The sequence below is a fragment of the Pseudomonas sp. 2,4-D genome (assembly GCF_030418155.1).
GTDB lineage: Bacteria > Pseudomonadota > Gammaproteobacteria > Pseudomonadales > Pseudomonadaceae > Aquipseudomonas > Aquipseudomonas alloputida.
In genome coordinates this window covers 244,877-263,171 of sequence record NZ_JAUHUI010000002.1, presented here as the reverse complement: position 1 = coordinate 263,171, position 18,295 = coordinate 244,877, and the positions used below count along the sequence as shown (strand labels likewise).

The 18,295-nt window shown below is 60.2% G+C and carries 21 protein-coding genes; 8 read left to right on the top strand and 13 right to left on the bottom strand.

Annotation, left to right across the window (positions count from 1 at the left end; all coding sequences use genetic code 11):
- Positions 1-100 precede the first annotated feature (100 nt).
- From rplT to thrS, 4 genes are read right to left on the bottom strand one after another with little or no spacing between them, the layout of a single operon-like run.
- The gene (gene rplT / locus QYE47_RS03500; protein WP_003250671.1) at positions 101-457 is read right to left on the bottom strand and encodes a 50S ribosomal protein L20; all 357 of its coding nucleotides are present in this window, start codon (positions 455-457) and stop codon (positions 101-103) included.
- A gap of 27 nt (positions 458-484) precedes the next feature.
- Entirely contained in the window at positions 485-679 is a 195-nt protein-coding gene (rpmI, locus tag QYE47_RS03495; RefSeq protein ID WP_003250667.1) for a 50S ribosomal protein L35, read from the bottom strand.
- A 60-nt stretch (positions 680-739) separates the two neighbouring features.
- Positions 740-1,291, bottom strand: coding sequence for a translation initiation factor IF-3 (gene infC, locus QYE47_RS03490; protein ID WP_012052879.1), 552 nt, complete (start codon positions 1,289-1,291; stop codon positions 740-742).
- Complete coding sequence (gene thrS, locus QYE47_RS03485; protein WP_010953409.1) at positions 1,291-3,213, bottom strand: threonine--tRNA ligase; 1,923 nt, start codon at positions 3,211-3,213, stop codon at positions 1,291-1,293. The genes infC and thrS overlap by 1 nt, the downstream gene beginning before the upstream one ends.
- Positions 3,214-3,550: 337 nt before the next feature.
- On the opposite strand from thrS, the gene QYE47_RS03480 reads away from it, so the two are divergent.
- Together QYE47_RS03480 and QYE47_RS03475 are read left to right on the top strand one after the other, a co-directional pair.
- Positions 3,551-3,856 carry a hypothetical protein gene (locus tag QYE47_RS03480; protein ID WP_012052881.1) on the top strand — a complete coding sequence of 102 codons (306 nt, stop codon included), beginning with the start codon at positions 3,551-3,553 and terminating at the stop codon, positions 3,854-3,856.
- Between the two features lie 162 nt (positions 3,857-4,018).
- The gene (locus QYE47_RS03475; protein WP_003250656.1) at positions 4,019-4,231 is read left to right on the top strand and encodes a cold-shock protein; all 213 of its coding nucleotides are present in this window, start codon (positions 4,019-4,021) and stop codon (positions 4,229-4,231) included.
- Between the two features lie 200 nt (positions 4,232-4,431).
- On the opposite strand, the gene QYE47_RS03470 is transcribed toward QYE47_RS03475, so the two are convergent.
- Positions 4,432-4,752, bottom strand: coding sequence for an I78 family peptidase inhibitor (locus tag QYE47_RS03470; protein WP_014591556.1), 321 nt, complete (start codon positions 4,750-4,752; stop codon positions 4,432-4,434).
- A gap of 274 nt (positions 4,753-5,026) precedes the next feature.
- Between QYE47_RS03470 and QYE47_RS03465 the strand changes: the two genes are divergently transcribed.
- Positions 5,027-5,239, top strand: coding sequence for a hypothetical protein (locus QYE47_RS03465; RefSeq protein ID WP_003250649.1), 213 nt, complete (start codon positions 5,027-5,029; stop codon positions 5,237-5,239).
- Here QYE47_RS03465 and QYE47_RS03460 read toward each other — a convergent pair.
- The 7 genes from QYE47_RS03460 to QYE47_RS03430 form a co-directional block, all read right to left on the bottom strand.
- Complete coding sequence (locus QYE47_RS03460) at positions 5,211-6,212, bottom strand: nucleoside hydrolase (RefSeq protein WP_070384032.1); 1,002 nt, start codon at positions 6,210-6,212, stop codon at positions 5,211-5,213. The genes QYE47_RS03465 and QYE47_RS03460 overlap by 29 nt on opposite strands.
- Positions 6,213-6,276: 64 nt before the next feature.
- Positions 6,277-6,675, bottom strand: coding sequence for a D-ribose pyranase (gene rbsD, locus QYE47_RS03455; RefSeq protein WP_003250646.1), 399 nt, complete (start codon positions 6,673-6,675; stop codon positions 6,277-6,279).
- Positions 6,672-7,580 carry a ribokinase gene (gene rbsK / locus QYE47_RS03450; RefSeq protein ID WP_014591558.1) on the bottom strand — a complete coding sequence of 303 codons (909 nt, stop codon included), beginning with the start codon at positions 7,578-7,580 and terminating at the stop codon, positions 6,672-6,674. The genes rbsD and rbsK overlap by 4 nt, the downstream gene beginning before the upstream one ends.
- Positions 7,581-7,595: 15 nt before the next feature.
- Positions 7,596-8,618 carry a LacI family DNA-binding transcriptional regulator gene (locus QYE47_RS03445; RefSeq protein WP_014591559.1) on the bottom strand — a complete coding sequence of 341 codons (1,023 nt, stop codon included), beginning with the start codon at positions 8,616-8,618 and terminating at the stop codon, positions 7,596-7,598.
- A gap of 4 nt (positions 8,619-8,622) precedes the next feature.
- Entirely contained in the window at positions 8,623-9,618 is a 996-nt protein-coding gene (locus QYE47_RS03440) for an ABC transporter permease (protein ID WP_014591560.1), read from the bottom strand.
- Positions 9,615-11,168: a sugar ABC transporter ATP-binding protein gene (locus tag QYE47_RS03435; RefSeq protein WP_070384033.1), complete on the bottom strand. Its 1,554-nt coding sequence runs from the start codon at positions 11,166-11,168 to the stop codon at positions 9,615-9,617. Before QYE47_RS03435 ends, QYE47_RS03440 begins: the two co-directional genes overlap by 4 nt.
- Before the next feature lie 20 nt (positions 11,169-11,188).
- The gene (locus QYE47_RS03430) at positions 11,189-12,148 is read right to left on the bottom strand and encodes a sugar ABC transporter substrate-binding protein (RefSeq protein WP_070384034.1); all 960 of its coding nucleotides are present in this window, start codon (positions 12,146-12,148) and stop codon (positions 11,189-11,191) included.
- Positions 12,149-12,515: 367 nt separating this feature from the next.
- Between QYE47_RS03430 and QYE47_RS03425 the strand changes: the two genes are divergently transcribed.
- Positions 12,516-13,604 carry an asparaginase gene (locus QYE47_RS03425; RefSeq protein WP_003250634.1) on the top strand — a complete coding sequence of 363 codons (1,089 nt, stop codon included), beginning with the start codon at positions 12,516-12,518 and terminating at the stop codon, positions 13,602-13,604.
- Between the two features lie 124 nt (positions 13,605-13,728).
- On the opposite strand, the gene QYE47_RS03420 is transcribed toward QYE47_RS03425, so the two are convergent.
- A complete protein-coding gene (locus QYE47_RS03420; RefSeq protein ID WP_014591563.1) occupies positions 13,729-15,603 on the bottom strand; it encodes a sigma 54-interacting transcriptional regulator in 1,875 nt (624 codons plus the stop codon).
- A gap of 200 nt (positions 15,604-15,803) precedes the next feature.
- On the opposite strand from QYE47_RS03420, the gene cynS reads away from it, so the two are divergent.
- The 4 genes from cynS (at position 15,804) to QYE47_RS03400 (ending at position 18,294) form a co-directional block, all read left to right on the top strand.
- Entirely contained in the window at positions 15,804-16,244 is a 441-nt protein-coding gene (gene cynS, locus QYE47_RS03415) for a cyanase (RefSeq protein WP_014591564.1), read from the top strand.
- Positions 16,245-16,308: 64 nt separating this feature from the next.
- On the top strand, positions 16,309-17,133 hold the full coding sequence (locus tag QYE47_RS03410; RefSeq protein ID WP_014591565.1) for a formate/nitrite transporter family protein: 825 nt from the start codon (positions 16,309-16,311) through the stop codon (positions 17,131-17,133).
- 219 nt (positions 17,134-17,352) lie between these two features.
- Entirely contained in the window at positions 17,353-17,595 is a 243-nt protein-coding gene (locus QYE47_RS03405; protein ID WP_004574330.1) for a DUF1654 domain-containing protein, read from the top strand.
- A gap of 6 nt (positions 17,596-17,601) precedes the next feature.
- Positions 17,602-18,294 carry an endonuclease gene (locus QYE47_RS03400; protein ID WP_014591566.1) on the top strand — a complete coding sequence of 231 codons (693 nt, stop codon included), beginning with the start codon at positions 17,602-17,604 and terminating at the stop codon, positions 18,292-18,294.
- Position 18,295: the final 1 nt, after the last annotated feature.

The following is an 18,295-nucleotide window of genomic DNA, read 5'->3' as shown; positions in this document are numbered from 1 at the left end:
CCAGATACGAAAATAGGGGAAGAGCTTTGAAGGCTCTTCCCCTATCGATGACGTTCAATGCCCGGCAGCGCTAGCACCGCCGGGTGATTGTCGCGGGTACTTAAGCCAGAACGGCTTTAGCTTTCTCGACAATCGCAGCAAACGCCGCTTTTTCGTTCACTGCCAGATCAGCCAGAACCTTACGGTCGATTTCGATCGAAGCCTTTTTCAGGCCAGCAATCAGACGGCTGTAGGACAGACCGTTGGTGCGGGCACCGGCGTTGATACGAGCGATCCACAGTGCGCGGAACTGACGCTTCTTCTGGCGACGGTCGCGGTAGGCGTATTGGCCTGCCTTGATGACCGCTTGCTTGGCTACACGGAATACGCGCGAACGTGCACCGTAGTAACCTTTAGCCAGTTTCAGAATTTTTTTGTGACGCTTACGAGCGATAACGCCGCGCTTAACACGAGCCATGAGTAACTTCCTCTATCTTAACCAGAATTAACGAACGCGCAGCATGCGCTCGACTTTTGCGACGTCGGACGGGTGCAGCAAGCTGGCACCGCGCAGTTGACGCTTACGCTTGGTCGACATTTTGGTCAGGATGTGGCTCTTGAAAGCGTGCTTGTGCTTGAAGCCCGAAGCTGTCTTCAGGAAGCGCTTCGCAGCACCGCTCTTGGTTTTCATTTTTGGCATGTTGGAACTCCGCATTCGATAAAATTACACATAATCATCAGGCCTGCCGTGCCCGGGAGATTACTTCTTTTTCTTGGGGGCGATGACCATCATAAGCTGGCGTCCTTCCATCTTCGGATGCTGCTCAACGGTGCCGTATTCGGCGAGGTCGGCTTCGACCCGCTTCAACAGCTCCATGCCCAGCTCCTGGTGGGCCATCTCACGACCACGGAATCTCAGAGAGATCTTGGCCTTGTCCCCATCGGTAAGGAAACGTACCAGGTTGCGTAGTTTTACCTGGTAATCCCCATCCTCCGTCCCTGGACGAAACTTGATTTCTTTGATCTGGATCTGCTTCTGGTTTTTCTTGGCTTCGTTAGCCTGCTTCTTCTTCTCGAAGAGGTGCTTGCCGTAGTCCATGACCTTGCAAACGGGTGGTACCGCGTCTGCAGAGATTTCTACCAGGTCCAGCTTCGCTTCATCAGCGATACGCAGCGCTTCATCAATCGAGACGATGCCAACCTGCTCGCCGTCTGCGCCAATTAACCGAACCTCGCGGGCCGAGATATTCTCGTTGATCGGGGCCTTCGGTACAGCACGCTTATCGTTTCTCATTTCACGCTTAATAGTCATTACTCCGATTCTTGGCGACCACGCCGGGAAACCGCTTGTGTCAGCAGCTCAACGAATTGGGCGACGGGCATGGAGCCCAGGTCTGCGCCTTCGCGAGTACGCACAGCGACGGTTTGCGTTTCGACTTCGCGGTCCCCTATAACCAAAAGGTACGGGACCTTGAGCAAAGTATGCTCGCGGATTTTAAAGCCGATCTTCTCATTTCTCAAGTCCGACTTGGCACGGAAACCGCTTCCGTTCAGAGATTTCTCAACCTCAAGGGCGAAATCGGCCTGCTTGTCGGTGATATTCATGATCACCGCCTGGGTCGGCGCCAGCCACGCCGGGAATACGCCAGCGTAGTGCTCGATCAGCATGCCGATGAAGCGCTCGAACGAACCGAGGATAGCGCGGTGCAGCATGACCGGGCGAACTCGGCTGTTATCTTCGGCGATATAGCTGGCATCCAGACGCTCTGGCAGGTTCGGGTCGTACTGCAGGGTACCGCACTGCCAGTTACGGCCGAGGCAGTCGCGCAGGGTAAACTCGATTTTCGGGCCGTAGAAGGCCCCCTCGCCCGGCTGGTATTCCCACTCAAGGCCGGATTCGTTCAGGGCGTCGGCCAGTGCTGTTTCAGCACGGTCCCACAACTCTTCGGAACCGACACGCTTGGCCGGACGAGTGGACAGTTTCATGGCGATGTCGCTGAAACCGAAGTCCTTGTACACGTCCAAGGTCAGCTTGATGAAGTCGGCGGCTTCTTTCTTCACCTGATCTTCGGTGCAGAAAATGTGCGCATCGTCCTGTACGAAGCCACGCACGCGCATAATGCCGTGCAGTGCGCCGGACGGCTCGTTACGGTGGCAGGCACCGAACTCAGCCAGACGCAGTGGCAGGTCGCGGTAGCTTTTCAGGCCCTGGTTGAACACCTGCACGTGGCACGGGCAGTTCATCGGTTTTACCGCGTAGTCACGGCTTTCCGACGAAGTGGTGAACATGTTTTCGGCATAGTTGGACCAGTGGCCGGAACGCTCCCACAGGATGCGGTCGACAACCTGCGGGGTCTTGATTTCCTGGTAGCCGTTTTCGCGCTGCACGCCACGCATGTACTGCTCGAGTACCTGGTAGACGGTCCAGCCATTGGCGTGCCAGAACACCATGCCCGGGGCTTCTTCCTGCAGGTGGAACAGGTCGAGCTGCTTGCCGATCTTGCGGTGGTCGCGTTTTTCGGCTTCTTCGATGCGCTGGATGTACGCAGCCAGCTGCTTCTTGTCAGCCCAGGCCGTGCCGTACACACGCTGCAGTTGCTCGTTCTTGGCATCGCCACGCCAGTAGGCGCCGGACAGCTTGGTCAGCTTGAATGCCTTGAGGAAGCGGGTGTTCGGCACGTGCGGGCCGCGGCACATGTCGACGTATTCTTCGTGGTAGTACAGGCCCATGGCCTGTTCATCCGGCATATCTTCGACCAGACGCAGTTTGTAGTCTTCGCCACGGGCCTTGAACACATCGATGACTTCGGCGCGCGGGGTCATTTTCTTGACCACGTCGTAGTCTTTTTCGATCAGCTCCATCATGCGCTTTTCGATGGCGGCCATGTCTTCTGGGGTGAAGGGGCGTTCGTAGGCGATGTCGTAATAGAAGCCTTCGTCAATGACCGGGCCGATCACCATCTTGGCGGTCGGGTACAGCTGCTTCACGGCGTGGCCAACCAAGTGGGCGCACGAGTGACGAATGATCTCCAGTCCCTCTTCATCTTTAGGGGTGATGATCTGCAGGGTGGCGTCGTTGCTGATCAGGTCACACGCATCGACCAGCTTGCCGTCGACCTTGCCGGCAACGGTGGCCTTGGCCAGGCCAGCGCCGATGGAAGCGGCTACTTCGGCTACGGATACGGCGTGATCGAACGAACGTTGACTGCCATCGGGAAGAGTAATAACGGGCATGGCGCCTCCTCTCCTAGTGGTGACCCCTACCAAAGGTCACGTGGGTTGGGATGAGCCAGTACAAGATCCGACCTGCCTTCCGGTAAAAGGAAGCCTGCCCCACAGTGGCAGAAGCCTTTCGGCTTGTCAGGGACGAACCAGAGTGACTGGAAAGAAAAAGATAGCTGCAGCCGGCAACAGCGCGACCGCAAGCCGAGCATGCTAGCACGCGGGTTGCACCCCAGGCAGAAATATTTGGAAATTGCACCGCAGCGGTGAACTAACGCGGAAAAATACCGCTCAGACTTTGGGAAGCAACCTACTCTTGATGAGACCTAAACCCAAGGAGTAACTGGTGATGCGAGTTCCGTCTCTTCTGGCCCTGGCGGCCGCTGGCGCCCTGCTGCTGCCCGTGGCCGCGAACGCCGGCAACTTCCCAGCCGGGAAGGAGGCCGCCTACATGACCCAGTGCACGCAAGTGGCCAGCGGCCAGGGCGTTGACGCTGCCACCGCGAAAAAACACTGCGACTGCGGCGCGCAAGCCATCAAAAAGAACTTCACCGACGCCGAGATTGCCGACCTCGACAGCAAGGACGGCGTTGACGCCAAGCTGATGCAGAAGGCGCAGTCGGTGGTGAAACAGGCCTGCGCACCGAAGAGCTGAAACCTTAAAGCCGGTGATGGCCAGCCATTCTTTGAGCTGGATCAATATCCTGCGAAGGTAAAAGGCGCTAGATGCGCAGAATTAGACTATGATGTATCTCGTGCTCCGTAGCCTCGGCCGCATTGCACCACTGAAAAAACTAAATGTTCTGGAGATTCACCCATGTCCAATCGCCAACAAGGCACCGTCAAATGGTTCAATGATGAGAAAGGCTACGGCTTCATCACCCCAGCAGGCGGCGGCGACGACCTGTTCGTACATTTCAAAGCCATCGAATCTGACGGCTTCAAGAGCCTGAAAGAAGGCCAGACTGTTTCCTTCGTCGCCGAGCGCGGCCAGAAGGGCATGCAGGCTGCACAGGTTCGTCCGGAGTAATTCGGATAGCTGTAAAAAAACCCGCCCTTGTGGCGGGTTTTTTTATGGGTGATGCATCATCTGAGTGGGGCGGGATTGCCTGTGAAACAGATTGTAGGGTGAATGGCACGGGCTTTGCCCGGGTTCGCGGGCGAACCCGCTCCTACAGGCGACCGCGCAGGCTTTTCACATTTTGCGCAAGGCAGTTGCCCGCGCGTGCATCAACCGCAGTTGACGCGGGTTACCCTGCCCTGCTCGTCCACGTTCAGATTCAGGCGCTCGGAGCGGTACTCCAGGGTGACCACGTCGTGCGGCTTGAGAATGCGCGCCATCTGCGAGCCGCTGGCCTTGCGTGCCTGCTCCAGCAATTCAGCGCTGGCCTGCTTGCCCATGGCAAAGTCGGCACCACTGGCTTCGCAGCGGCCATCGTTGCCCACTGGCGCGGCCGGCGCAGCACCACCATCAGCATTGCCACCAGTGCTGCAACCCGCCAGGACAGCAGCCACAGCCAGAGTTGCCAGGTAAGCACGGGTACGGAACATGAAGCCTCCTAAATCGGTCCGGGAACTGCCTGATCCGACAGCTCCGCTCATCATTTGTTGCAAAACCGGTCAAGTCTGCCTGAACTGCAGCGGCGAGGCGAAAAGCAATCGTGACCGAATTTTGCACAACACGCTGCGTTTGCCATATGCTTAGCTCGCACGGTCACCGGCGCAAAGCCATGATTTGCTGCAAGAAGTGGAGCGCATCCCGCCTCCATCGAACACCAGGGTCAGGTGTTCCTCCTTCGTTCCGGGCCCCTAGCGAGAGCTTTTCATGAGCACCCACAGCATCGATGCCGATATCAAGGTCAAATGGGCCGAGGGCCAGAGCGCGTACAGCCCTGGCACACCGGAAGAGTTGCTGTTGATCGCCATCGACCTGTTGGTGCGCGACAACGGTGCCGAGGCGGCACGCAGCTTCATCGACCAGGTGTTCGAGCGCTACGCGCCGCACGCGGCTATTCCAATCGCGCCAGACGGTCACTGAGCAGGTCGAACAGCCCCTGGGCATCACCCTGCTCCACCCACAGCACATTTGCCGGCCGCTTGAGTACACCGTACCAGTCTGCGATTGTCTGGCCGAAAGTGGGCCCTTCGCGGCTGTCGATGCTCATGTGGATACGCCGGCCACTGAACAGTTCGGGCTTTAACAGGTAGGCGACGACGCTGGCGTCGTGAACGGGGCCGCCAGGTATGCCATACACGTCCATATCGTGGGTGATGTAGGCATTGAGGATATCCACCACGCGCTTGCTGGCCTGGTTGTTCACGGCTGCCAGTTGCTTCAGGCGGGCGTTACTGGTCAGCAGCTTGTGCGTGACATCCAGCGGCAGGTAGGTCAGCTGCACGCCGCTGGCCAGCACCACTTCGGCGGCGTGCGGGTCGGCGTAGAGGTTGAACTCCGCCACCGGGGTGATGTTGCCGCCGTTGAAATGCGCTCCCCCCATGACCACCACCTCCTTGATGCCTTTGGCGATGCTCGGGCGCTGGATCAGCGCCAGGGCCAGGTTGGTCTGCGGGCCGAGCATGGCGACGGTGATGCTGTGCGGTTTGGCTGCGCCGAGGGTATCGACCAGGTATTGCACGGCATTGCCCTGGGCCAGGGGCGCTTTCGGCTCGTGCACCTGTACGCCGGTGAGGCCTTCTTCGCCATGAACGTCGGCGGCGTAGATCGGCGTGCGCACCAATGGGCGGCCGGCACCAGCGTACACCGGGATGTCTTCACGCCCCGCCCATTCTCGGGCCAGGCGGGCATTGCGCGAGGTCTTGTCCAGGCGAACGTTGCCGGCCACGGTGGTGATGGCGCGGATACTGAGTTCGTTGGGCGAAGCCATGGCCAGAAACAGCGCCACCACATCGTCGGCGCCGGGATCGGTGTCGATGATCAGATCGATGGGTGCGGCCTGGAGGGTGGAGGCTGTGGCCATGAAGACGACTCCTTGTAGCAGGGACTTGAGCATGGGTGGCACTCCTGTTGCCTATGAATCATGCGTTTACACAGCCCGGCGTCCTTTGTGGAAGCGGCTAGAAGGTGACACCGGAGATGAGGGCGATATTGCTGTAGGGCTGGCACTCGCCTGTGCGCACCACCGCACGGGCACTGCGCGACAGCACTTTGAAATCCTCATGGGTCAGCCATTCGCGCTTGCCCAGCTTGCCCTTCAGTCGCTCGATTTCGACCAGCGCGGGTGGCACCACTTTCTGCATTTCTTCTGCCAGCACATGCCGCTCAACCTGCAGTTCGCTCAGCACCACCCGCAGCACGCTGGCGAAGTCCGGCAGGCCAGGCGTAATGGCCAGGTCGATCAGTTCCACACCCGGCGGCACCGGCAGCCCGGCATCGCCAATCACCAGGATATCGCCATGCCCCATACCGGCAATGACCCGCGACAGGGCAACGTTCAACAGCGGGGTTTTCTTCATGGCGTCAGCTCCGCCAGATAGGGAATCGACGGTTGGGCACCGGCACGGGTAACCGACAATGCTGCGGCACGCTGGCCAAAGGCGATCGCCTCCCCCTCCTCCAGCCCACGCACCAGGCCGGCAGCAAAGCCACCGATGAAGGTATCGCCGGCAGCGGTGGTGTCCAGCGGTTGCACGTGCGGCGCCGGATAGTGCTGATGACCTTGGGCAGTAACCAGCAAGGCACCTTGCGCACCCAAGGTGATGATCACTTTGCCTGCCCCCAGCTGCAGCAAGCGCTCGCCTGCGCGCCGGGCACTGTCCTGGTCGGTCACCGCCACACCGGTCAAGGCTTCGGCCTCACTTTCGTTAGGGGTAAGGTAATCGATATGCGCAAACCAGTCCGCTGGCAAGGGGCCGGTAGCGGGTGCCGGGTTCAGGATGACCTGCTTGCCCAGCTCACGCGCCCTGGCCAGTGTGCAAGCCACAGTCTCAGTGGGCACTTCCAGTTGGCAGATGACCACCTCGGCGGCCTGCAGCAGTGCATCGAAGTGCAGCACCGACTGCGGCGTAAGTAGGCCGTTGGCGCCGGGAATGATGACAATACAGTTCTGGCTGGCAGCATCCACCGTGATCAGCGCCACACCACTGGACGTGCCCGGGCAGGTGCTGACACCCTGACAGTCGATACCCTCGACATACAATGCCCGGTGCAGCTGCCGACCGTAATCATCATCCCCCACATTACCGATCATCGCCACGCTGCCCCCCAGCCGCGCTACCGCCACCGCCTGGTTGGCACCCTTGCCGCCCGGCACCGTGAAAAAGCTATCGCCGGGGAGGGTTTCGCCGGCCCGTGGCAGGCGCTGGGCGCGGACCACCAGGTCCATGTTGAGGCTGCCGACCACCACAACCTTGGCATTCATGACGTTTCCTTAGCGTTAGCGGTATTCATTGAACAGGTCCGGGCGCGGCCCGGTGGACTCACGCAAGACGATACGCGGGGCGACAATGCGCTGCTCCGCCGCGCCTTGCCGGGGCGTAGCGATACGCGTCAGCAGCAACGAGGCAGCGCTCTCGCCCAGTTCGCGGATCGACTGGCCCACGGTGGTCAGTGGTGGGTACACGTAGCGGCTCAGTTCGATGTCGTCGAAGCCGATCACCGACAGCTCGCCGGGTACGCTGATATTGCGTTCGGCTGCAGCGCGCAGCACACCAAAGCCGATCATGTCGTTGCCGGCAAAAATCGCCGAGGGCCGCTTGCCTTCCAGCACCTGCGCCGCCGCTGCATGGCCACCCGGGCTGGTGAAGTCGCAGTGCAGTACACGGCTGCCCGGTACGGGCGCACCGGCTTCGGCCATGGCACGGCGGAAGCCGCTCAGGCGCAGCTGGGTAACCCCGGTTTCGGCGGGGCCGCCGATATAGGCGACGTCGCGATGGCCAAGTTCCAGCAGATGCCGGGTGGCCAGGTACGCCCCCTGCTCGTGGTCAATGCGCACCAGGTCGGCATCGACGCCTTCCAGTTCACGGTCGACGATGACCATTGGCGTGCGCACACTGGCCAGGCTTTGCAGCAGGTCGTCGTCCTGGCCCACCGAGGCCACTACCAGGCCGTCGATGCGCTTTTCCAGCAGCACGCGCAGGTAGCTGCGCTGCTTCTGCGGGTTGTCGTCGGAGTTGCACAGGATTACGCAATAGCCGTTGCGCTCGCAGGCATCTTCGATACCCCGCGCCAGCTCGGCGAAGTACGGGTTGACGCTGTTGGGCACCAACAGGCCGATGGTGGCCGTGCTGCGCGCTTTCAGCGAGCGCGCCACCGCACTGGGCACGTAATCCAGTTCGATGATGGCGGCTTCCACTTTCAGCCGCACCTGCTCGCTGACCGGACGGGTCTTGTTGAGTACATGGGACACGGTGGTGTAGGAAATACCCGCCAGTGCCGCGACGTCTTTGATGGTTGCCATGTTGTCAGTTCCGCCGGCCTGCGCGCCGGCTACGGTAAGTGTCGAGCACCACGGCGATGACGATCACCGCCCCGGTGATGATGCGTTTGGTCGGCTCGCTGGCACCGATCTGCGCCAGCCCGGCGGCCAATACGGAAATGATCAGTACGCCAAAGAAGGTGCTGATGACCGAGCCACGCCCACCCATCAGGCTGGTGCCGCCGATCACGACGGCGGCAATGACCTGCAGCTCCAGGCCAGCGCCGGCATTGGGGTCGGCCGCTTCCAGCCGCGAGATCTGGAACAGCGCGGCCAGGCCGGCGAGCAGGCCCATCAGGGCGAACACCAGCACTTTGTAGGGGCGCGGATCGATACCGGCCAGGCGCACGGCCTCTTCGTTGGTGCCGATACCGATCAGGTAACGACCGAACACCGTGCGCGTCAGGACCAACTGGGCGAGCACGATCACCAGCAAGGCGATGATGAACGCTGGCGAAACACCAAAGGCGACCGGGTTGGAGAACCAGGCATAGGCGTCGCCGATATAGGCGGTGCGCGAGTCGGTGAACTGGTAGGCCAGGCCACGGGCCATCTCCAGCACACCAAGCGAAACGATGAACGACGGGATACGCCAGGCCACGGTGACGCCACCGGTAATGCTGCCGGCCAGTGCGGCCACAGCCATGCCCAGCAGCGCCGAGGGCAGCACGCCCCAGCCCCAGCCGAGTATCGCCACGCTCACCGTCGAGGCGGCCAGCGCCAGGACCGAGCCCACCGACAGGTCGATGCCGCCGATGATCAGCACGAAGGTCATGCCCACCGCCAGCACCATCAGGTCCGGGATCTGGTTGGCCAGCGTGCTGAAGGTGCCATACGACCAGAAGTGGCTGCTGAGGAACGAGAACAGCACGATCATCGCCAGCAAGGCGCCAGCCAGGCCCAGGTAGGTGCCCAGGCCAAAGTACGTACCGCTGCGGCGCACGGGGGCGGCTTCCTGATTGTTGAGCGGGGTGGTTTTCATGCATCCATCCTGGGGGCTGCATCATGCAGCAGCGCGTCACGTTTCTGATAACCAGCGAAGGCGGCGGCAAGCAACTGGTCCTGGCTCCAATGATCACGCGCGAAGGTGTCGATCAGGCGGCCGGCGGACAGCACGGCGATGCGGTCGCAAATCAGCATCAGTTCGCGCAGGTCACTGGACACCACTACCAAGGCTTTGCCTTGACGCGCCAGCTCGGCCAGCAGGCCATAAATGTCGAACTTGGCGCCCACGTCGATGCCACGCGTGGGTTCGTCGAACAGCAGCACCTGGCAATCGCGCTCCAGCCAGCGGCCAATCACCACCTTCTGCTGGTTACCGCCAGACAGCTCACCCACCACTTGCTGCGCGCCAGCACTGCGAATGCGCATGGCCTGGATCTGGCGTTCGGCCAAGGCCTTTTCCGCTTCGCCATCGAGCACACCGGCGCGCGATACCGCGCCCAGGTTGCCCAACGCAATGTTGGCGCTGATCGACTGCGTCAACAGCAGGCCCTCGCCTTTGCGGTCTTCGGTTATCAGCGCGATACCGGCCCGCACTGCAGCCTTGGGCGAGTCGATGTTTACCGCCTGCGGCGGCTGGCCCAGCGCGATACCGCCGCTGTCGGCGCGATCGGCACCGTAGATCAGGCGCAGCAGCTCGGTACGGCCGGCGCCGATCAGGCCGGAAATGCCAAAAATCTCCCCTGCCCTGACTTCGAACGACACCTCGCGCACCTTGTCGCCGCGGCACAACTTGTCGACCTTGAGCAGCGGTGCACCCAACTGCCGTCGGCCCAGGTCGATATGCTCGCCCAGCTCGCGGCCGACCATCAGGTTGACCAGCTCGGCGCTGCTGTAGCGTTGGATCGGCTCGTCGCACACCAGCTTGCCATCGCGCAGTACAACGATGCGTTGGGCCACACGCTGCAACTCTTCCAGGCGATGCGAGATATAGACGATGGCCACGCCGCGGGCGCGCAGGCGCTCGATCTGGGTGAACAGCAACGCCACCTCACGCGCAGTGAGCATGGCAGTGGGCTCGTCCAGGATCAGCACATGGCAGTCACCGATCAGGTTGCGGGCAATCTCGACCATTTGCTGATGGCCGATGCCCAGCTCGCCGACAGGGGTGTCCGGGTCGATGGCGTCGAGCCCGACCCGAGCCATCGCAGCCGTTGCCAGCTGGCGCAAGCGCTTGTGGCTGATCCAGCCGAAGCGGCTGGGCAGGTTGTCGAGAAACAGGTTTTCCGCCACGGTCAGCGTCGGCAGCAGGTTCAGCTCCTGCATGACCATGCGCACCCCAAGGCGTTCGGCCTCGCCGCGACTGCCGGGCGCGTAGGCCTGGCCGCGGTAGGTCATGTGCCCGGTGGTGGGCACCTCCAGGCCGCTGATGAGCTTGGACAACGTACTCTTGCCTGCGCCGTTCTCGCCGGTCAGGGCCAGCACTTCGCCGGCGCGCAGGTTCAGGCTGACCTCGCCGAGCACGGGCTGGGCGTAGGTCTTGCCCAGGCCGCTGGCGGCGAGCACCACTTCATTGGCCGATGCAGGCATGGCCGATTCTCCTGGCAGCATCAGGGCTTCTTGGTGATGAGTTCGACCGGGGTCTGAATGACGTTGTCGGCATTCACATCAGGCTTTTCGCCCTTGACCATTTTCAGCGCCGCCTGAATGCCATACACCGCCTGCTGGCTGGCCGCCTGGTCGAGGGTGGCAAGCACCCGACCGTCTTCAAGCATTGGCTTGATCGCATTGATGTTGTCATAGCCCACCACTTGCACCTGGCCGGTCTTGCCAGCGGCACGCACGGCGGACACAGCGCCCAGGGCCATGCTGTCGTTGCCGGCCAGCAAGGCCTTCAGGTCGGGGTATTCGTTGAGCATGGAAGCGGCGACGGCGTTGCCTTTGTCGATCTCCCAATTGCCGCTTTGTACCGAGACGATTTTCATCTGCGCGGCGTCCATGGCGTCCTTGAAGCCGGCGGTGCGCTGCTGGGCATTGGTGGTGGTCGACACGCCTTCGATAATGCCCACCTGGTCGCCGGCCTTGAGCTTCTGGCTGGCCAGGTAATCGCCAACCAGGCGCGCGCCCTTGCGGTTGTCGGGGCCGACGAAGGGAACGCTGATGCCTTTGCTCTTTAGCAGATCAGGGTCCAGACGGTTGTCGATGTTGATCACCACCACGCCCTGGTCCATGGCCTTCTTCACCGCCGACACAAGCGCCTTGGAATCAGCCGGGGCAATCACCAGCGCTTTGGCGCCGGCATTGACCATCTGCTCGACAATGCGGATCTGCTCGCCAGTGTCGGTTTCGTTCTTGATGCCGTTGGCGATCAGGTCGAACTCGTCGGCGTGGGTTTTCTGGTAGTCCTTGGCGCCGTCTTCCATGGTGCGGAAGAACTCGTTGGCCAGCGACTTCATGACAAGGGCGACCTTGGGCTTGTCTTCAGCGTGGGCGGCAGACAATGGCAAGGCGAGGCTAAGCGAGGAAATGACAGCGAGGGCCAGCAGACGACCGGCGAACGGCAGCTTCATGAACGATGACTCCGAATCTTGTGTTTTTTGTCGGATCGCAAACGTTTGCGTTGACCAACTATGGTAACAGGACCGTTGTTTGTCAAATCCGTTTGGCTTTCGGAGGCCAAAGTGCTGCTGGGGCCGATTATGCAGTCTTTTCCGAAAAACCGAACACCTTTTCCTTTATTTGTTCGGAATTACGAATGCAATGCCGCCTTTGGCAGGCGCGGCTCGGTGCAACATCACACATTGTCGGGGCTGCTACACAGCCCATTGCAACGCAAGGCCGCTCCAACCCGGGCAACGCGTGGTGCCTTGGTACGAAAAATGCCTATAGCCCTGCGCGACTCAATAACTAACTCACTAGGAAGCGAGAACAATAACGATGAATGCCGCACTGAAAACCTTCGCCCCAAGCGCACTCGCCCTGCTGCTGATCCTGCCATCCAGCGCCTCGGCCAAAGAAGCCGAAACCCAACAGAAGCTGGCCAATGTGGTCATCCTCGCCACCGGCGGCACCATTGCCGGCGCCGGTGCTAGCGCTGCCAACAGCGCCACTTACCAGGCTGCCAAGCTGGGCGTCGACAAGCTCATCGCCGGCGTGCCGGAACTGGCCGACATCGCCAACGTACGTGGCGAGCAAGTGATGCAGATCGCCTCCGAGAGCATCAGCAATGACGACCTGCTGAAGCTGGGCAAGCGCGTCGCCGAGCTGGCCGAAAGCAAGGATGTGGACGGCATCGTCATCACCCACGGCACCGACACCCTCGAAGAAACCGCCTACTTCCTCAACCTGGTAGAGAAGACCGACAAGCCAATCGTGGTGGTCGGCTCGATGCGCCCGGGCACCGCCATGTCCGCCGATGGCATGCTCAACCTGTACAACGCCGTGGCCGTAGCCAGCGACAAGCAGTCGCGTGGCAAGGGCGTGCTGGTGACCATGAACGACGAGATCCAGTCCGGCCGCGATGTGAGCAAGGCGGTCAACATCAAGACCGAAGCCTTCAAGAGCGCCTGGGGCCCGATGGGCATGGTAGTGGAAGGCAAATCGTACTGGTTCCGCCTGCCGGCAAAGCGCCATACGGTCAATTCCGAGTTCGATATCAAGCAGATCAGCAGCCTGCCGCAGGTGGACATTGCCTATGGCTATGGCAACGTCACGGACACCGCCTACAAGGCGTTGGCACAGAACGGCGCCAAGGCGCTGATCCATGCCGGTACCGGCAACGGTTCGGTATCGTCGCGGGTAGTCCCGGCGCTGCAAGAACTGCGCAAGAACGGCGTGCAGATCATCCGCTCGTCGCATGTCAACCAGGGTGGTTTCGTACTGCGTAACGCCGAACAGCCGGATGACAAGAATGACTGGGTCGTGGCTCACGACCTGAACCCGCAAAAAGCGCGGATCCTGGCGATGGTGGCAATGACCAAGACCCAGGACAGCAAAGAGCTGCAACGCATCTTCTGGGAGTACTGATCAACCACCCATGGCCGGTGCCCCACGTCACCGGCCATTCTTCCTTTCCAGATCAACCCCGCCCCGCCGCCACTCAACTGGTGCTCGCATCAGTGGGTTTCTTCTCAGGCTTGCACGAGTGGCTTTATTTGTAATCTCTCGGATCAACGCCCCACTTTTTGAGTCGAGACGCCAAGGTTGTGGGCTTCAACCCCAGCAATTGCGCAGCACCACCCTCGCCGGAGACTTTCCCCGCTGTTCGTTTGAGCACAGAGATCGCATTCAGCTTCATCTGCCGCTCCCAGTCTTTGTCGGCAGTCGGTTCAGGCTCGCATTGTGCAATTGAAGATACTGGGCCACTGGACGGAGCGCTTGGCGCCAGAACCTCATGAAAGCTCACGCGACCGTCTCGGGAGACTATGGTCTGTCGCTCAATCACATTTTGAAGCTCGCGAATGTTGCCTGGCCAGGCGTACTGCTGAAGCACCGCGACTTGGGTCAGCGACATGCGAATGCCCGGTTTGTTGAACGCCAGGCTAGCCCTTTCAAGAAAATGGCTGGCGAGCAACGGAATGTCCTCAAGTCGCTCCCGCAACGGCACCGAGCGTATAGGGAACACATTCAAACGGAAGTATAAATCTTCCCGGAACGCCCCTCGGGCGACCATATCGCGCAGGTCACGGTTCGTTGCGGCGATAACTCGCACATCAACGGCCCTGGTGCGATTGTCGCCTACAGGCTCAAACTGGCGGTCCTGTAGAACACGGAGCAACTTGCTTTGTAACTCCAGCGGAATCTCTCCCACCTCATCGAGAAACAAGGTTCCGCCGTCTGCCAATTCAAAGCGACCCACTCGGTTGCTGACCGCTCCGGTGAAGGCCCCTTTGAGGTGGCCGAAGAACTCGCTCTCGAACAATTCACGGGGCACCGCGGCGCAATTGACCCGAATCAGAGGGCGGTCGCGCCGGGGGCTGCTGGCATGAATAGCGCGAGCCACAAGCTCTTTACCCGTGCCTGACTCGCCGGTGACCAACACGTTGGCGTCGGTAGCTGCGACCAGCTCGATCTGCTGTAACAGATGCTTGACCGCTGGGCTTTCGCCGACGATCTCGTGGTGATTGCCGTGAGCGTTGATTTCCTCCTGCAGGTATTGGTTTTCCATCTCCAGCCGAGTCTTCAACTGCTCTACTTCACTTAGCGCATCGCGCAGGCGCGCTTCAGTGCGTTGTCGTTCGCGGATGTCCCGAAAAAGCACCACCGCCCCCACCAGCCTTCCCATCTCGAAGATTGGAGTGCTGGTGTACTCGACGGCGATTGGTTCGCCGCTCTTGTGCCAGAACACCTCGTGGTCCACGCGATGAACTTGTCCATCGCTGAACGAAGCATGGATGGGGCACTGATTGACCTCGAACGCACGTCCATCGCTATGGCTGTGGTGGAACAAATGGTGGGCATCCTGGCCAATCATGTCGACGGCACTCCACCCCAAGATACGCTCGGCGGCGGGGTTGATGAACGTGGTCTGGCCCCGGGTATCGAGCCCATAGATGCCCTCGCCAACTGCACCAAGAATCAGCCGGTTTTGCTGCTGGATGCGCTCGAACACCTGGCTGATCCGCTCCCACCCCACGTGGCCCAAACGGTGTTGCCGGCGCGCCTCAGCACGATTACGGCGCTGCTCCAGAAGATCCCGGCGCTGCACCGTCAGTACAATTTTCCCACCCTCAACCGCGCTAGCCGCAACCTCCACCGCTATTTGCCGCAGTTGCAGATCCACCAGCAGCAGGTCGTCCGACCACGCTTCGCCTTGAGTCAGTACCTCATCCGTAAAGCTCACCCACAGTGCGATTCCCCCTCGCAGAAAATGGCTAAAGGCATGACCGGGTAGCTCATTTACGGTGCAGCCCAGTAAATCAAGCGCGGCGTTGTTGGCTTGCAGTACCCGATCGTCTACCGGGTGGACTAACAGCATGGCAACGGCGGAGTCGGCCGCGAGTCCGAGGGCGACGGTGTCTGTCACTGATGCATATCCTTCAACCGTTTTTTACGAAATTTCGTAAACAATATTACGACAGTTCGTAATTCACGAAATTTCGTCAACCAAATTCGCTGTCAATAAAAAATAAACTAATAAAATCAGATAGTTAAAAAATAATGGAGGTTGGCACATCTCTCGCTATGGGTTTGTTCACTTTAAACCAACCTGCGGGAGCAGAAATAATGGACAAACTTGAAATGCATCACCTGATCATGGCCGCGAAAGCACGCAAGGGCCTGAGCTGGGATGATCTTGCCAACGCAGTGGGCAAGGCCCCGGTATGGCTTGCATCGGTCTGCTACGGCATGAACAGCGCGCCGCTGGAAGTGGCAACGCATCTTTGCGAGGTATTGGAGCTGGATGATCAAGTCGCCACCACCTTAACCGCTTTCCCAGTCAAGGGCTGGGACAAGTCCATCCCTCAAGACCCGCTGATCTATCGACTGTACGAAGTCGTGGGCGTCTATGGCCCGACCCTGAAAGACGTGATCCAGGAAAAATTTGGCGACGGCATCATGAGTGCCATCGACTTTTCCATGCATGTCGAGCGAATCGAAGATCCCAAAGGCGACCGGGTTCTGTTGACCCTCAATGGCAAGTTCTTGCCATACCGTTCCTGGTAAACCCATCCAACCCTCGGCATCCCTCCGGGGGTGCCGCCTATTACCCGCAGTTGAGGGAGCCGCCATGTCTTATCTGCTACCCACCGATTTTGTCACCAAGATGCTCGATGCCGGCGCATCAAAGGTCCACATGTCCACTCGCGACACGCTGATCCGCAGCTACATGGCCGGGGCAATTCTGGCCCTGGCAGCCGTCTTCGCAGTGACCATCGCAGTGCAGACAGGCTCAGCCCTGCTAGGCGCAGTCCTGTTTCCGGTTGGTTTTTCAATGCTCTACCTTATGGGCTTCGACCTGCTCACTGGGGTCTTCATGCTCACCCCGCTGGCATTACTGGACAAACGTCCCGGGGTCACCGTTAGGGGAATTCTGCGCAACTGGGGCCTGGTGTTCGTCGGCAACTTCGCCGGCGCCCTTACGGTCGCCTGCATGATGGCCTTCGTCTTTACCTATGGCTTCCATGCTTCCCCCGGTGCCGTGGGAGAGAAAATTGCCAGCATCGGTGAGGCCCGCACCTTGGGTTACGAGCAATACGGGCTGGCAGGCTGGCTGACGATCTTCCTGCGTGGCGTACTGTGCAACTGGATGGTGTCGATGGGCGTGGTCGGCGCGATGATCTCCACCTCTGTGAGCGGCAAGGTGATCGCCATGTGGATGCCGATCATGCTGTTTTTCTTCATGGGCTTCGAGCACTCGGTCGTGAATATGTTTCTGTTCCCTTCCGCAATGATCATGGGCGGCGATTTCTCGCTCATGGACTACCTGGTATGGAACGAAATCCCTACTGTACTGGGCAACTTGGTGGGCGGCCTGGCCTTTACAGGCCTGACGCTGTACGGCACCCACATCCGTACGGCCGCGAAGAAAGTTACCAGCGCAACAACCTGCTGAAGCGATAAAGAAGGCAGGCAACCTCAGTCGCCGCCTGTCTCCTTCATATCCAGGACAAAAAAGAGGTTTCGCTTTGCACTGCCTCTAACCCGAACATCGTTTACATTTCAGAACGGTGTCATGGCTTACAGACCAACGCTGGATTTCCCCTGACAAGCTGTTGCGAATTTACTTACAGTGAAATACTGTATGCACATACAGCAAAACAAGGAAACTCCTGTGTCCAGCACCGCCTCCGCCACCCCGAGCAGCTATGAACAGCTGGGTGTACGCATCCAGAAGATCATCAACAGCCCCACCGCCCAGCGCAGCCGTGCGGCGCTGATCTTCCGCCTGGAACAGGAAAGCCCGGATGACTGGGAGACCCTGCTTCAGGAGATCGCAGAAAACGACAACGTCACCCTCGCCCATCGCGACGATGGCGGTGTGCAGATTTTCTGGACCGTACCGAAAGAAGATTGACTGCGCATGAGAGTTTCGCTTTTCGCAGCAGCTTGCCTGTTACTGACCACTCCACTTGTTCAAGCCGACGCCCCGCGCACCTTCCAGGAGGCCAAGAAGGTCGCCTGGAAGCTCTATGCGCCGCAATCAACCGAATTTTATTGCGGCTGTAAATACAAAGGCAACAAGGTCGACCTGGCATCTTGCGGCTATACCCCACGCAAGAATGCCCAGCGCGCGTCGCGCATCGAGTGGGAGCACATCGTACCCGCCTGGCAGATCGGCCATCAGCGCCAGTGTTGGCAGAGCGGCGGGCGCAAGCAGTGCTCGCAGCATGACGAAGTGTACCAACGCGCCGAAGCCGACCTGCACAACCTGGTGCCAAGCATCGGCGAGGTCAACGGCGACCGCAGCAACTTCAGCTTCGGCTGGCTACCAGAACAACGCGGCCAGTATGGCCGCTGCCTGACCCAGGTCGACTTCAAGGCCAAGAAGGTAATGCCGCGGCCGTCGATCCGCGGCATGATCGCCCGCACCTACTTCTACATGAGCAAGCAGTACAACCTGCGCCTGTCCAAACAGGACCGCCAGCTTTTCGAGGCCTGGAACAAGACCTACCCGCCGCAAGCCTGGGAGCAGCAACGCAACCAACAGGTAGCCTGCGTGATGGGGCGGGGAAACGCGTTCGTGGGGCCGGTCAACCTCAAGGCGTGCGGTTGAT

Coding starts and splice junctions, on each gene's coding strand:
- rpmI (WP_003250667.1), bottom strand. CDS start 679: ATGCCAAAAATGAAAACCAAGAGCGGTGCTGCGAAGCGCTTCCTGAAG.
- QYE47_RS03480 (WP_012052881.1), top strand. CDS start 3,551: ATGCGAGTTCCGTCTCTTCTGGCCCTGGCGGCCGCTGGCGCCCTGCTG.
- QYE47_RS03470 (WP_014591556.1), bottom strand. CDS start 4,752: ATGTTCCGTACCCGTGCTTACCTGGCAACTCTGGCTGTGGCTGCTGTC.
- rplT (WP_003250671.1), bottom strand. CDS start 457: ATGGCTCGTGTTAAGCGCGGCGTTATCGCTCGTAAGCGTCACAAAAAA.
- infC (WP_012052879.1), bottom strand. CDS start 1,291: ATGACTATTAAGCGTGAAATGAGAAACGATAAGCGTGCTGTACCGAAG.
- QYE47_RS03445 (WP_014591559.1), bottom strand. CDS start 8,618: ATGGCAACCATCAAAGACGTCGCGGCACTGGCGGGTATTTCCTACACC.
- QYE47_RS03460 (WP_070384032.1), bottom strand. CDS start 6,212: ATGCTCAAGTCCCTGCTACAAGGAGTCGTCTTCATGGCCACAGCCTCC.
- thrS (WP_010953409.1), bottom strand. CDS start 3,213: ATGCCCGTTATTACTCTTCCCGATGGCAGTCAACGTTCGTTCGATCAC.
- QYE47_RS03465 (WP_003250649.1), top strand. CDS start 5,027: ATGAGCACCCACAGCATCGATGCCGATATCAAGGTCAAATGGGCCGAG.
- cynS (WP_014591564.1), top strand. CDS start 15,804: ATGGACAAACTTGAAATGCATCACCTGATCATGGCCGCGAAAGCACGC.
- QYE47_RS03410 (WP_014591565.1), top strand. CDS start 16,309: ATGTCTTATCTGCTACCCACCGATTTTGTCACCAAGATGCTCGATGCC.
- QYE47_RS03430 (WP_070384034.1), bottom strand. CDS start 12,148: ATGAAGCTGCCGTTCGCCGGTCGTCTGCTGGCCCTCGCTGTCATTTCC.
- rbsD (WP_003250646.1), bottom strand. CDS start 6,675: ATGAAGAAAACCCCGCTGTTGAACGTTGCCCTGTCGCGGGTCATTGCC.
- QYE47_RS03425 (WP_003250634.1), top strand. CDS start 12,516: ATGAATGCCGCACTGAAAACCTTCGCCCCAAGCGCACTCGCCCTGCTG.
- QYE47_RS03440 (WP_014591560.1), bottom strand. CDS start 9,618: ATGAAAACCACCCCGCTCAACAATCAGGAAGCCGCCCCCGTGCGCCGC.
- rbsK (WP_014591558.1), bottom strand. CDS start 7,580: ATGAATGCCAAGGTTGTGGTGGTCGGCAGCCTCAACATGGACCTGGTG.
- QYE47_RS03475 (WP_003250656.1), top strand. CDS start 4,019: ATGTCCAATCGCCAACAAGGCACCGTCAAATGGTTCAATGATGAGAAA.
- QYE47_RS03400 (WP_014591566.1), top strand. CDS start 17,602: ATGAGAGTTTCGCTTTTCGCAGCAGCTTGCCTGTTACTGACCACTCCA.
- QYE47_RS03435 (WP_070384033.1), bottom strand. CDS start 11,168: ATGCCTGCATCGGCCAATGAAGTGGTGCTCGCCGCCAGCGGCCTGGGC.